Raw genomic sequence first — 13,190 nt, forward strand, 5'->3', positions numbered from 1 at the left:
ATAAATTAGCGCCTTAAAAATGCCATCTATGAGGGTAAGAGCTATCCGGCTCAATGGGTATTTTAGTAAATAAAAACCAGCGACAGGCGCTGGTTTTATAGTTTAGTCATGCTTATTATTGTTGTCTGTTATTTTAATGTTTTTACCGTTGAACGTTCAAGAATTTCAGGAAACATTTCAAATACTTGCTTCGCATGGTCTTTATCTTTGATTCGTTCTAGAAGAATTTCGACAGCATTCTTACCTAAACGACGCTTAGGTTGGTGAATCGTGGTTAATGGTGGTGAAAAGTAAGCCGATAGATCAATGTTGTCATAACCAATGACGGAAATGTCTTCTGGAATATTGATTCCTTTTTCTTGTAATCGACTCATTAGGCCGAGCGCCATAATATCATTGAAACAGAAAACTGCCGTTGGTCTTTTTTCCATAGCCAGAATTTTATCCGCTGCGATGACCGCTGTATCACATTCAAAATTACCTTCTAATAACCATTCTTCAGGTAACGATAAATCTTCTTCAGCTAAAGCACGTTTACAACCGGCGATACGTTCTTTACATGCCATTTTCTCAAAATGACCACTTAAGCACGCAATATCGGTATGACCATGGTCGAGCAAATAGCGGGTTGCTAGGTAACCACCGGCTTCGGAGTTATCAACAATTTTATCGGCTTTCGATGTCTCAGGCCCCCAATCCATAACCACCTTGGGGATGTCTGGATGACCATCTAGCATTTCGCGTAGTTCTTCATCAAGATCGGAACACATTACCAATAATCCATCGACACGTTTTCCTGCAAGCATACGGATATAATCGCGTTGTTTGTCGACTAAACCACCGGTATTACACAAAATGAGAGTATAGCCTTGACGATAGCAATAGCTTTCTACGCCATCGACCACTTCTGCAAAGAATGGATTGGTTGATTGCGTAACTAACATCCCAATCGTGCTGGTGGTATTACATTTTAAGCTACGAGCCACCGCACTTGGGGCGTAATTAAGTTGTTTAACGGCCGCCATGACTTTTTCTTGCGTTGTTTCTGCAACAAAACGAGTCTTATTGATGACATGAGACACGGTTGTGGTTGAGACTCCAGCAATGCGTGCGACATCTTTAATTGTAGCCATAGTGAGTTTCCCTTGTGCGGATGTTACTGAATCTTGTAATAGAACAAGCGACTAAAAAGATAAAAGTCGCCTTTTATGAGCGACTTAGGATAATTTCATATTATTTAACCACTGATTTTAGTCTTAAAAGACAGTGCTGACAATCAAATGGCGTACTTTTATCGATGAAAGCAATCGTCGACGCCAACGATTGCTTTCTAGGTTTTAAGAAAGGAGATACTGAAACTATTATTCTAATGTAGTGGTCGGCTCTGTGGTTACCGGTTCAGTCACTAAAGTATTGCGAATAGAAAGCCACCAGCGACCAAGTTGTTCATGCCAGAATCGTTCGCTTTGTTCTAGATATTTAGCTTGAGGAGTGAAACGATCCCATGCTTCATTAATGTTATCAAAGGCGAGGTAATTGGTTGGTGCGGGAATGGGATCCAAACCGGCACTTTTAAATTCTGTCATTGCTCGTTGCATATGGCTTGCTGAAGTCACTAGAACGAGCCTCTTTGAACCAACAAATCCAACTGCTTGTCTTGCTTCTTCCCATGTATCTTTTGCGCTCTCTAATAAGACAATATCGGATTTTGTTACGCCGAGTGATACCGCAACCGTTGCCATCATGCGAGCATTACTGACAGAGGATCCTGCTGCGTAGCCTGATAAAATCAATTTGGCACCAGGGTACATACGTAAAATACGGATACCTTCAGTGAGCCGCATTAACCCTGTTCGTGAAAGCTCTGAGGTTGGGGGCATATCGTCATCCACGGTATGGCCGCTGCCAAGTACCATTACATAATCAATGGTACCGTCCACGGGAAGAAATGCTTTGTAGGTCCGCTCTGTCGCTTTTAATAATGGGGTAGTAACAGGTTGAAACGAAAAAAGGAAAATACCCATTAATGAAATAAACATAAACACACAACCTGTACCACGCTTATAGGTAAACATGATAAGAAAAAGGCCAATGAATCCAATGATCAATAAGGCCGGTAAGGGCATTAATAAAGATGACAATATTTTTTTTAGCTCAAACATTCTATATAGTCCGAAAATTCATCATTTAGTAAATAAAACGTAGTAATTGCTTTATTCCTGTATTTGCTGTGACAGAATACACGCAAAATTTAGTTATCTTAAACGAAAAGCGATGAAACAAGACCGAAATTTCGATGATATTGCGCATAAATTCGCCAAAAACATTTATGGTTCTGATAAAGGTGATATTCGTCAGACCATTGTTTGGCAAGATTTAAAGCAAGCACTCTTAATGTTTGATACTCAATCTTCCGCTTTGACGATATTAGATGCAGGTGGTGGTTTAGGTCAAATGTCTCAGAAGTTAGCACAATGTGGCCATCAAATTGTATTCTGCGATCTGTCTCGTGAAATGTTGGAACTTGCTAAGCAAGGTGTTGAGCAACAAGGGTTAAGTGACCAGTTTTGTTTTATCCATTCATCGATACAACATTTAGACCAAAAGTTTAATGAACCGGTTGATTTAGCCTTATTTCATGCCGTCATGGAATGGTTAGACGATCCACAAGCGGTTTTAAAATGTGTGTTAAATAAACTCAAGCCAGGCGGTATTGCTTCCGTGATGTTTTATAATCACCATGGCCTAGTTTTGAAGAATGTGACTTGTGGTAATATCCCACATGTTTTACAAGGAATGCCACACAGAAAACGGTTTAAATTACAACCTCAACAAGGTTTACTTCCTGATGATGTTTATCAATGGATAGAAAGGGAAGGCTTTCAAATCTGTGGGAAATCTGGTATTCGATGTTTCAACGACTACATTGGAAATCAGCAATACATGGGCGATTATGATGCCGACGACGTGATGGCGCTAGAACAACAATTATGTCGTACCGAACCTTATCTTTCGTTAGGTCGTTACATACATGTCTGGGCACAGAAGCCGCATACGAATATTTAAACTTATGCCTAAATAACGTCAGAGCATAAAGTCATTATAAAAGTAACAGGACGAATAATGAGTGAAATAACTCAATCCTTAGTTGAAGAACCAATAGTTGAAGAACCGATTGGTGAACAGCCAATTGATGAAGTGGTTAGCTGGGTTAAACAAAATAATTTCACCTTGAACCTCTCAAGTGAGCGTTTAGCCTTTTTGATTGCCGTTGCGGTATTAAGCAATGAAAAATTTGATGAAGAGCTTGGTGAAGGCGAATTACAAGACGCCTTTAAGATCGTTACTCGATTATTTGAAGATACCGGTGAAGCCTCCGTATTTCGTGCTAATAACGCGATTAATGAACTCGTTTCTCAGCGGCTTATCAGTCGTTTTGTTAGTGAGTTAAATGAAGGTGCAAGCATTTATCGCATGTCGCCTCTTGGCATTGCGATCACTGATTATTATGTACGTCACCGTGAATTCTCAAAGTTGAAATTATCTATTCAGCTTTCGATGGTGGCAGATGAAATGTCTAAAGCCGTTGAAGCCGCCCAGCAAGCCACCGATACATCACAATGGCAGAAACATGTTTATGGTGTATTGAAATATTCAGTAAGCGAAATTTTTGACCGAATCGATCTGAACCAAAGGGTGATGGACGATCAGCAAATTGAAATTAAAGAACAGATTGCTCAGTTACTAAATCAAGATTGGCGTGAAGCCATCAGTAGCTGTGAAAGCTTATTAACGGAAACTTCAAGTACTTTGAATGAGTTACAAGATACTTTGCAAGCTGCTGGTGATGAGCTGCAAACTCAGTTGCTTGATATACAACAAATGGTTTATGGGCAAGAAGGGCTTGATTTTATAGATGCGATTTTATTCACACTGCAAACTAAGCTCGACCGTATTATTAGCTGGGGTCAGCAAGCCATCGATTTGTGGATTGGCTATGACCGCCATGTTCATAAATTTATTCGTACTGCCATTGATATGGACCAAAATCGTGCCTTCAGCCAACGGTTACGACAATCGGTAACCGATTACTTTGATGCGCCTTGGTACCTTATTTATTCAGATGCAGAGCGTTTGCGTGATATGCGTGATGAAGCGATGTTGCTGCGTGACGATGAAGTTACCGGACAAGTACCCACAGATGTAGAATATGAAGAATTAACCGTTGTTGATGATGCATTAAGCGAACGTGTTGCTGAAATGCTACAACAGCATAAAGAAACAGGGCGACCGATTGATTTGGGCGCGGTGTTACAAGATTACCTTGCGCAGCATTCTCATGCGCAACATTTTGACTTAGCCAGAATGGTGATCGACCAAGCGGTAAGAATGGGGTATTCCGAATCGGATTATCAAGCCATACAACCCGACTGGAAAGCGATCAACGATTTTGGAGCAAAGGTACAAGCGAATGTCATCGATCAATACTAATTACGAGGCGCACAGCGCCGATCTGTCTCAAAATACCAGCTATTCACAAGAGACCGACAACTCTCAAGATGCTTACATGCCAGAACAATTGGTGAAAGCTCTATCTAACCCATTATTCCCCGCGCTTGACAGCCAATTGCGTGCGGGCCGCCATATCTCAAGTGATGATATGGATAACTACGCTTTTTTAAGTGATTTTGACGGTGATCTTGGCGCTTTCTATCAGCGTTATAATGCAGAATTGGTTCGTGCGCCAGAAGGCTTCTTCTACCTACGTCCACGTTCAACCTCATTCATTGGCCGCAGCGTGTTATCGGAACTTGATATGCTGGTGGGTAAAATCTTGTGCTTTTTGTATTTAAGCCCAGAGCGTCTCGCCCATGAAGGAATCTTCACTAATCAAGAACTATACGAAGAGCTAATCAACCTTGCTGATGAAAAGAAACTGATGCGTTTGGTGACTAACCGCGCAACCGGTTCGGATTTGGATAAAGAAAAGCTGTTTGAAAAAGTGCGTACTTCGCTGCGTCGGCTACGTCGTATCGGTATGGTATTGCCAGTCGGTGATGATGAGAAGTTTAGAATCAGTGGAGCCGTCTTCCGTTTTGGTGCTGATGTACGTGTCGGTGACGATGTTCGCGAAGCGCAACTACGCTTGATTCGTGATGGTGAAGCGGTGCTTGATCCTGAAGCCGTTGACCCAAATAAAGCGAATGATACTCAAGATAAGCAAGATGCTTCAGACGAACAATCAGAAGATTTGGCTGAACAAGAAGAACAAGAACAGAAAGCAGGTGACCTATGATCACGCAAAATAACATGATCGAAAGAGGTAAATATCAATCGCTAACCATGATCAACTGGAACGGCTTCTTTGCTCGTACTTTTGATATTGATGGGTTAGTGACCACACTTTCTGGCGGTAACGGTGCGGGTAAGTCGACTACCATGGCGGCTTTCATCACGGCATTGATTCCAGACCAAAGCTTACTGCATTTCCGTAACACTACCGAGGCGGGGAGTTCACAAGCCTCTCGTGATAAAGGCCTATTCGGTAAACTACAGCCGGGTACTTGTTACTCGGTGCTTGATGTTGTCAATTCACGTCATCAACGCTTGTTGTTTACGGTAAAACTGCAACAAGTGGCAGGTCGTGATAAGAAAGTGGATATCAAACCGATTCTTATTCAAGGTCTACCAAGCAATGTCAAACCGACCGATGTCTTAATTGAAAGCCTAGAAAACGGCCAAGCTCGCGTTCGTACATACAACGAGCTAAAAGACAAAGTAGCGGAATATGAAGGCGTACAAATTAAAGCCTTTTCATCAGTGGCCGATTACCACAGCGTGATGTTTGAAATGGGCGTACTGCCTAAGAAACTACGCAACACCGGTGACCGTTCTAAGTTCTATCGCTTAATCGAAGCATCTTTGTATGGTGGTATCTCAAGTGCGATCACTCGTTCATTACGTGACTACTTATTGCCACAAAATGGTGGAGTGAAGAAAGCCTTCCAAGATATGGAATCGGCGTTGCGTGAAAACCGCATGACGCTAGAAGCCATTAAAACTACGCAAGCCGACCGTGACTTGTTTAAGCATTTAATTACTGAATCGACTAACTACGTGGCAGCAGACTACATGCGCCATGCCAATGACCGTCGTATTAAGCTAGATCAAGCGTTAGCACTGCGCAGTGAATTGAATCAATCGAGCAGTACGCTAACTTCTCAAATGCAATTGATGACGCAAGTTCAAGCGGAACTTGAGCAATTAATTGATCAAGAGTCTGGCTTAGAGCAAGACCATCAAGCCGCTGCCGATCATTTGCAATTGGTGCAAACGGCGATTCGTCAGCAAGAAAAAATTGAACGCTACCAAGAAGATTTGGAAGAGCTAAGTGAGCGCTTAGAAGAACAAATCATGGTAGTGGAAGAAGCGGCAGAGCAAGTTGCCATTGCCGAAGAACAAGCTGAAGTTTCTGAACAAGAAGTGGATAGCTTGAAATCGCAACTCGCCGATTACCAACAAGCATTAGATGTACAACAAACTCGCGCGTTGCAATATCAACAAGCCGTTCAAGCGTTAGAAAAAGCACAACAGCTGACAGATAACGACAACCTAACCGCGGAGAATGCTCAGGCTCAATTGACTGAATTGAAGCAACAAGAGTCAGACAATACTTCTGCGCTATTGTCGCTAAAACACAAGCTAGACATGTCATCTGCCGCAGCAGAGCAGTTTGAGCAAGCGTTAGCATTAGTGAACAGTATTGTTGGTGATGTGGCTCGTACTGAAGCTCTGTCACATGCAAAAGTGGCGGTACAAAAATCTCAACAAGCTCAGCAATGGCTACAAAATGAATCACAATGGCGCGCCCAGCAGCGTGACCTAGAGCGTAGCCTAAATGAGCAGCGTCAAGCGTCTGAGCTAGTTGAACAATACCAATCTCAACACCAAGTTCGTCTTGATGATGAAATGGTATTAGAGCAAGAACGTGAGCGTCACCTAGAGCAACTTGATGTACTCGCCGGTGAGCAAGAAGAACTGCGCGATTTACGTGGTGATTTACGCCATGCTCAGCAAGATGCTGAAGCGAAAATTCAAGTTCTGCAAAAGCAAGCACCAGCCTGGATTGCAGCCAGTGAAGCACTAGAAAAACTGCAATCACAAACCGAAGCTGAGCTAACCGATGGCCACGCGGTGATGGCACAAATGCAGCAAGTGCTTGAGCAAGATAAACAACAATCCATGGCGAAAGAGCGTTTGTCCGCTCGTCGTGATGAATTAGATAGCGATATTGAGCGTCTAGCGTCACCATCAGGCTCAAATGACCCTCGTTTAAAAGGCTTAGCGGATAGTCTAGGCGGCGTGTTGTTATCCGAAATTTACGATGACATCACCATTGAAGATGCACCATTTTTCAGTGCGATGTACGGTCCATCTCGTCATGCAATTGTCGTATCTGACCTTGATGGCATTAAAGAAAAGCTGGTGGATTTAGATGATTGCCCAGAAGATCTTTACATCATTGAAGGCGATGTGGATGCGTTTGACGACAGTACTTTCAACGCCGACGAACTAGATGGCGCGGTATGCGTTCAACTAAACGACCGTCAGCTACGTTATTCTCGTTTGCCTTCGATTCCACTATTTGGCCGTGCCGCCCGTGAGCAACGTTTAGAGTTGTTACGTGCTGAGCGTGAACAAGTGGCGGAAGAGTATGCCAAAGCGGCGTTTGATTCACAGAAGCTACAACGTCTATACCAAAGCTATAACGAGTTCGTATCTAAACACATTCATATTGCGTTTAACGACGACCCAGAACAGCAACTGGCGGAAGTGCGTGATGGTTTAAATCAAGTGGTTCGTCAATTGGCGTCACTGGATGAAAAAGACCAGCAGCAACGCAGCCAAATGCAAACGGCCAAGCAGGCGCTAGCTCAGTTAGATAAACTGGCTAACGTGGTGCATCTCATTGAAGATGAAAGCCTAGCCGAGCGTTTAGAAGAAGTTAACGACAAGCTTGAGCAACTATCTCAATATAAATCATTCGCTCAACAGCATGGTAAAGCGGCAGAGAAGTTGTCGAACATGCTGTCTGCCCTAGAAGCGGATCCTGAGCAATTTGATGCGCTGCAAGCACAATATCAGCAAGCCGATCAAAACCTACAAACGTTGAAAACTCAACTGTTTGCTTTGGCTGATTTGCATGAGCGTCGTCATTACTTTGCTTACTCAGATTCGGTTTCTCTACTGGATCAAAGTAGCGAATTAAGCGAGCAGTTAAAACGTAAACTTGAGCAAGCAGAACAGGCTAAAGTACGTAGCCGTGAAGGCTTGAAACAAGCGCAAGGCCAAATGAACCAATACAACCAATTATTGGCTTCTTTGAAATCGTCGCATCAAGCTAAATTGGAAACCGTACAAGAGTTTAAACAAGAGCTGCAAGACTATGGTGTAACGCCAGATATCGGCGCAGTAGAGCGTGCAGAAACACGTAAAAACGAATTGTATGAGCGTCTACATTTATCTCGTCAACGTAAGAGCGAATTTGAACGTACTCTTACTGCGACTGATATGGAAATGAAGACGCTAACCAAGCGCGTTAAGAAAATCGAAAAAGAGTACAAAGACTTACGCAAGTTTGTGGTGAACGCCAAAGCAGGTTGGTGCTCGGTGCTACGTTTAGCACGTTTAAATGATGTTGAGCGTCGCTTGCATCGTCGTGAATTAGCCTACCTTTCGGATAACGAACTGCGTTCAATGTCGGATAAATCTCTCGGTGCCTTGCGCTTAGCGGTTGCCAACAATGAAACCCTACGTGATGCACTACGCGGCTCAGAAGATAATGCTCGCCCTGAAGGAAAAGTATTGTTCTACATCGCGGTTTACCAGCATCTACGTGAGCGTATTCGTCAGGATATTATTCACACCAGTGACCCAGTTGAAGCTATTGAAGAAATGGAAGTAGAGCTGGCTCGTCTAACCGAAGAGCTAACGCAACGTGAAAACCGTCTGGCAATTAGCTCTGGTTCAGTGGCGAATATCATCAAGAAGACGATTCAACGTGAGCAAAACCGCATTCGTATGCTAAACCAAGGCTTGTCGAATATTGCCTTTGGTCAGGTACGTGGCGTGCGCTTAAATGTTGGTATCCGTGAAAGCCATGAAACGCTATTAGCTGGCTTGGCTGAGCAGCAAGAGCAACATCAAGACTTGTTCGATAACCCGCGCTTAACCTTCTCAGAAGCGATGGCGAAACTGTTCCAACGTGTGAACCCACATATCGATATGGGTCAGCGTTCACCGCAAATTCTTGGTGAAGAGTTACTAGATTACCGTAACTACTTAGAGTTGAGCATTGAAGTGAACCGTGGTTCAGAAGGTTGGCTACAAGCTGAATCTGGCGCGCTATCAACCGGTGAAGCGATTGGTACTGGTCAGTCAATTTTGTTGATGGTTATCCAAAGTTGGGAAGAAGAATCACGCCGTCTGCGCAGTAAAGATATTGTGCCGTGTCGTCTACTTTTCTTAGATGAAGCCGCACGTTTGGATACCAAATCCATCAACACCTTATTCGAGCTATGTGACCGCCTAGACATGCAATTATTAATTGCTGCACCGGAAAACATCAGCCCTGAAAAAGGCACTACCTACAAACTGGTACGTAAAGTGTTTAAAGATCACGAACACGTACACGTAGTTGGCTTACGTGGCTTTGGGAATACACCAAAAGCAGAAACGGATGAAAGTGAAAGATTAGAAATCGTTGAATAATACATCATAAGAAATGATTTAAACGTATAACGCCTCAGATCTTTGAGGCGTTTTTGTATGTGATTTTTTGAACGTTATAATCTCTTTTGACAGAGTACTAAATACCTTAGTAAGGTAAAATAGTTCATGGTGTAATTTTGTTTGACGTTTAATATGAAGATGATAAAGGAGCAATATGAGATCTTCACTTCGCGATAAAGTCATTAAAATTTGTACGAAAAAAATAGAACAAAAGGGTGAAAATGTAGGCGTTTCTTTTTATGCTTTTTTTGCTAATAAGAATGATAATCCCGATCTATTAATGGAAGTGGCAACGTGGTGGATTCAGCAACATAAGCTCGATCATTTTGAAAAGGCAAAAAAGATCATTGAAATGGTGAAAGCGGGTCAGTGATTTGCAAGCTAAAGAGACATAAAAAAGCCATGTATACCTAAGTCACGTGAAGATATATTCAATTCATATAGGTATACATGGCTCTATAATTAATGGTTAATGGTTTTATTTATAGCACGACAATCACATCTTCCTTTGCTAAACGAGCTTTTGGTTTCCCAAAATTATAGTCTTCATTTTCAAGTGAATAACCGATGGCAAGGGCGAAGTCACAGACGTAGCCATTAAGTTCATGACCAAAGATTTCCGTAATCATTTCAGAGTCGACCCCTTCCATTGATGTCGATCCAATTCCCATACGAGCAAGGGTATGAAGAGTGTTTCCTAATGCAATATAAGTTTGTGCTTTGGTCCAATTTCCATTAAAGCCTGTTTCATCAGTATTAGTTTCTGCGAAACCAAATGCACCGTTTAACATGTTGTCATAGTTTTCTGCTGGCAAATGACCAGATGCCACTTCGGCATCTACGACTCTACGATAATCATCTTTGGTAAATTTAGGATGATTGGCAAACAGAATAATGTGAGAGGCTTGTGTGGCGTGTGGTTGGTTGAACTGGTATTTGTTAGCAAAAGTGCGGTGGAAGCGTTCTTTGGCTTCATCGCTCTCAATCACAATAAACTTCCAAGGTTGAGAGTTTATTGAAGACGCTGATAGGCGAAGTGCTTCTAAGATCACTTCCATATCTTGTGCGGAAATCCGTTTTTTTGAATCGTATTTTTTAACGGTGTAACGGGTATTTAAATCGTCAATAATTTGATGAGACATTGCTGATTTTCCAAAATAATCTACAGGTTTGAGTTAAGTGTTCAATTCCAATGAGGTGATGAGACACCGAACAGATAAACGCATTTTAAATAAAAGATTATCTTGGATAAAGCGCCTTATTTTTGAATTACTTTCTTTTTAAAATTGATAATGGGGTTATGTAGACTGGGGTTAATTTATACTGTTCATATAAAAACCCTCTTATTAGTGAGGGCTTTTATTAAAACGAAGTGAAAGAAATCTTATTTTTTAGAGGATAAAACATGAAGTAGTTTTATGGCATACTCAGAAACAGTAATGCCTTCATCCGTTAAGTATCCACCATCAGGAAGGGTACATAGATTTTTATCAAAAAGGCTTTTTGCTGCCTGCTGTAGTTCAGGTGCCGCATCATTGTGAACTTTGATACCAGTCTGCATGCTAGTGGGGTCAAATTGTAGTAATAAGTTAAGCTCTGCAACATGTTCAGCTGTATATTTCATAATTAATCCTTACATTTGATCTTATTGATACATTAGTGCTGTGTGCTTACTTTTAGCAAGAAGAATCGTTTTAAATGCAAAGATAATTCGCGGTAACTTGATCTAGGTTCATATAATGAAATCGATTAGGTTTTTTGCCGACGTTTACGTCAGCTCTAAGCGTGATTTAAACTGATATCATCAAGATGAAAGCAAATAATTTGCAGTGACCCATGACAAATTTTTTAAATAAGGTAAAGTAGCGAGCAAAATTATCCTTAGTTGTAATATTGTTGTTTTCCTCGTGATAAAGCGGTGATGAGCGATGATTAAATGTCGTAGATAGGAAAGTACATGATCCAAGTAGTCGGTCACAAAAACCCAGATAGTGATAGCATTTGTAGTGCATTGGTTGCCACTGAGCTTTTAAAAGCACGTGGTCTTGAAGCGAAGCCAGTTCGTCAAGGCGAATTAAACCGTGAAACCCAATACATTCTTGAGCAAGCCGGTGTCGAGCAGCCAGAGATGTGTACCGGTGTTGCAGGACAAAAAATCTGGTTAGTGGATTACACTGATGTTTCTCAAGCACCAGATGATATCGCTGATGCAGAAATTGTGGGTATCGTCGATCACCACCGTCTAGGTGATGTGATGACAGTGAATCCACTGGAAGCTTGGATCTGGCCTGTTGGTTGTACTTGTACGATTTTGTTTAATCTATTTAAAATGGAAGAAACAAAAATCGAGAAGCCATATGCGATTCTTATGATGTCAGCGATTTTGTCTGACACCGTTGGCTTTGCTTCTCCAACTTGTACGCCAAAAGATGAAGCTGCAGTAAAAGAGTTAGCCGAAATCGCAGGTATTGAAAACCTAGACGAATTCATTAAAAACTTATTGATTGCGAAAACCGATATTGTAGGTCTTACCGCAGCCCAACTGGTTGAGAAAGATTTAAAAGCTTATCCATTCAATGGTCGTGATGTTGTTGTTGGTCAAGTTGAGCTTGCAACAATGGAGCAGGTGGATGGCATGATTGATGATTTGAACACGGACCTTGAGCGTCGTTGTCAAGAAGATGGCTTAGCTTTTGCTGCCTTGATGTTGACAGATATCACAACCAGTACGACAGAATTGTTGTTTAAAGGTGAGTGGTCAAGCAAGCTTGAAAAACACCTTCAAGATGGATCATTAATCATGCAAAATACGTTAAGCCGCAAAAAGCAAGGTTGGCCGTGGTTGCAAGGCGAGCTGGCTTAATCCTGCCATTATTATAAAATGATCAGAAAGGCGAGAAGTGACTCGCCTTTTTTATTACTTCAATCTACTTAAAAAGCTGAGGTGGCTTATGTCTCAAGCATTAGATACAGCAACAATTGAAACCATTAACCAGTATGATGCAGAAAAGCGTTTCCAATATTGTGTCAAAGAAGTTGTTGAGAATCGTGAAATTTGGATCTTAACTGATGCTGATGGATGCGTGATGCTTAATACGGAGGACGAAGATTGTGTTCCAGTATGGCCTAATAAAGAGTTTGCTCAGGCATGGGCAAATGGTGAATGGGAAGAATGTAAACCTGAAGCTATTTCGTTAAATAAGTGGCATAGTCGTTGGAGTCATGGACTAGAAGAAGATGACCTTTCTGTTGTCGTATTTCCAAATGCTGATCAAGAAGGTGTAATTGTATTTCCTGATGAGTTTGATTTTGAATTAAAAAAACAAGCTCAAAAACGTTAATTGAATTTTTTGCTTTTTAGGCTCTCATTTTACTATGAGGGCCTTGTCAGTTTTTGG

At 41.8% G+C, this 13,190-nt stretch carries 11 protein-coding genes; 7 read left to right on the plus strand and 4 right to left on the minus strand.

Annotated features, from left to right (window positions below; all coding sequences use genetic code 11):
- Window positions 1–128 precede the first annotated feature (128 nt).
- Both purR and elyC read right to left on the minus strand, forming a co-directional pair.
- On the minus strand, window positions 129–1,133 hold the full coding sequence (gene purR / locus VCASEI_RS05965) for an HTH-type transcriptional repressor PurR (RefSeq protein ID WP_086958152.1): 1,005 nt from the start codon (window positions 1,131–1,133) through the stop codon (window positions 129–131).
- A gap of 228 nt (window positions 1,134–1,361) precedes the next feature.
- Window positions 1,362–2,162, minus strand: coding sequence for an envelope biogenesis factor ElyC (gene elyC, locus VCASEI_RS05970; RefSeq protein WP_086958154.1), 801 nt, complete (start codon window positions 2,160–2,162; stop codon window positions 1,362–1,364).
- Window positions 2,163–2,274: 112 nt separating this feature from the next.
- Here elyC and cmoM point away from each other — a divergent pair, with 112 nt between their 5' ends.
- The 5 genes from cmoM to VCASEI_RS05995 all read left to right on the plus strand — a co-directional run bounded on the left by cmoM (window position 2,275) and on the right by VCASEI_RS05995 (window position 10,165).
- The gene (cmoM, locus tag VCASEI_RS05975; protein WP_086958157.1) at window positions 2,275–3,066 is read left to right on the plus strand and encodes a tRNA uridine 5-oxyacetic acid(34) methyltransferase CmoM; all 792 of its coding nucleotides are present in this window, start codon (window positions 2,275–2,277) and stop codon (window positions 3,064–3,066) included.
- Between the two features lie 57 nt (window positions 3,067–3,123).
- Window positions 3,124–4,491, plus strand: coding sequence for a chromosome partition protein MukF (gene mukF, locus VCASEI_RS05980; protein ID WP_086958159.1), 1,368 nt, complete (start codon window positions 3,124–3,126; stop codon window positions 4,489–4,491).
- Between the two features lie 76 nt (window positions 4,492–4,567).
- The gene (mukE, locus tag VCASEI_RS05985) at window positions 4,568–5,296 is read left to right on the plus strand and encodes a chromosome partition protein MukE (RefSeq protein WP_226983389.1); all 729 of its coding nucleotides are present in this window, start codon (window positions 4,568–4,570) and stop codon (window positions 5,294–5,296) included.
- Window positions 5,297–5,310: 14 nt separating this feature from the next.
- On the plus strand, window positions 5,311–9,771 hold the full coding sequence (gene mukB / locus VCASEI_RS05990) for a chromosome partition protein MukB (protein WP_086958513.1): 4,461 nt from the start codon (window positions 5,311–5,313) through the stop codon (window positions 9,769–9,771).
- 175 nt (window positions 9,772–9,946) lie between these two features.
- Window positions 9,947–10,165 (plus strand): DUF6500 family protein, encoded by a 219-nt coding sequence (locus VCASEI_RS05995; RefSeq protein WP_086958162.1) that lies wholly within the window; start codon window positions 9,947–9,949, stop codon window positions 10,163–10,165.
- A gap of 109 nt (window positions 10,166–10,274) precedes the next feature.
- Here the strand turns inward: VCASEI_RS05995 and VCASEI_RS06000 are convergent, their stop codons facing one another.
- Together VCASEI_RS06000 and VCASEI_RS06005 are read right to left on the minus strand one after the other, a co-directional pair.
- Window positions 10,275–10,934, minus strand: coding sequence for an NAD(P)H-dependent oxidoreductase (locus tag VCASEI_RS06000; RefSeq protein ID WP_086958164.1), 660 nt, complete (start codon window positions 10,932–10,934; stop codon window positions 10,275–10,277).
- 242 nt (window positions 10,935–11,176) lie between these two features.
- Window positions 11,177–11,416 carry a TIGR02647 family protein gene (locus tag VCASEI_RS06005; protein WP_086958166.1) on the minus strand — a complete coding sequence of 80 codons (240 nt, stop codon included), beginning with the start codon at window positions 11,414–11,416 and terminating at the stop codon, window positions 11,177–11,179.
- Between the two features lie 333 nt (window positions 11,417–11,749).
- Between VCASEI_RS06005 and VCASEI_RS06010 the strand changes: the two genes are divergently transcribed.
- Both VCASEI_RS06010 and VCASEI_RS06015 read left to right on the plus strand, forming a co-directional pair.
- The gene (locus VCASEI_RS06010) at window positions 11,750–12,655 is read left to right on the plus strand and encodes a manganese-dependent inorganic pyrophosphatase (protein WP_086958168.1); all 906 of its coding nucleotides are present in this window, start codon (window positions 11,750–11,752) and stop codon (window positions 12,653–12,655) included.
- A gap of 88 nt (window positions 12,656–12,743) precedes the next feature.
- The gene (locus VCASEI_RS06015; RefSeq protein WP_086958170.1) at window positions 12,744–13,133 is read left to right on the plus strand and encodes a DUF2750 domain-containing protein; all 390 of its coding nucleotides are present in this window, start codon (window positions 12,744–12,746) and stop codon (window positions 13,131–13,133) included.
- Window positions 13,134–13,190 lie beyond the last annotated feature (57 nt).

It is taken from the genome of Vibrio casei, from assembly GCF_002218025.2.
In the GTDB taxonomy this organism is placed as follows: Bacteria; Pseudomonadota; Gammaproteobacteria; order Enterobacterales; family Vibrionaceae; genus Vibrio; species Vibrio casei.

Excerpts from the sequence above, each read along its gene's own strand:
- cmoM (WP_086958157.1), top strand. The coding sequence starts at position 2,275 with ATGAAACAAGACCGAAATTTCGATGATATTGCGCATAAATTCGCCAAA.
- mukB (WP_086958513.1), top strand. The coding sequence starts at position 5,311 with ATGATCGAAAGAGGTAAATATCAATCGCTAACCATGATCAACTGGAAC.
- mukE (WP_226983389.1), top strand. The coding sequence starts at position 4,568 with ATGCCAGAACAATTGGTGAAAGCTCTATCTAACCCATTATTCCCCGCG.
- VCASEI_RS06000 (WP_086958164.1), bottom strand. The coding sequence starts at position 10,934 with ATGTCTCATCAAATTATTGACGATTTAAATACCCGTTACACCGTTAAA.
- VCASEI_RS05995 (WP_086958162.1), top strand. The coding sequence starts at position 9,947 with ATGAGATCTTCACTTCGCGATAAAGTCATTAAAATTTGTACGAAAAAA.
- purR (WP_086958152.1), bottom strand. The coding sequence starts at position 1,133 with ATGGCTACAATTAAAGATGTCGCACGCATTGCTGGAGTCTCAACCACA.
- VCASEI_RS06005 (WP_086958166.1), bottom strand. The coding sequence starts at position 11,416 with ATGAAATATACAGCTGAACATGTTGCAGAGCTTAACTTATTACTACAA.
- VCASEI_RS06010 (WP_086958168.1), top strand. The coding sequence starts at position 11,750 with ATGATCCAAGTAGTCGGTCACAAAAACCCAGATAGTGATAGCATTTGT.
- VCASEI_RS06015 (WP_086958170.1), top strand. The coding sequence starts at position 12,744 with ATGTCTCAAGCATTAGATACAGCAACAATTGAAACCATTAACCAGTAT.
- mukF (WP_086958159.1), top strand. The coding sequence starts at position 3,124 with ATGAGTGAAATAACTCAATCCTTAGTTGAAGAACCAATAGTTGAAGAA.
- elyC (WP_086958154.1), bottom strand. The coding sequence starts at position 2,162 with ATGTTTGAGCTAAAAAAAATATTGTCATCTTTATTAATGCCCTTACCG.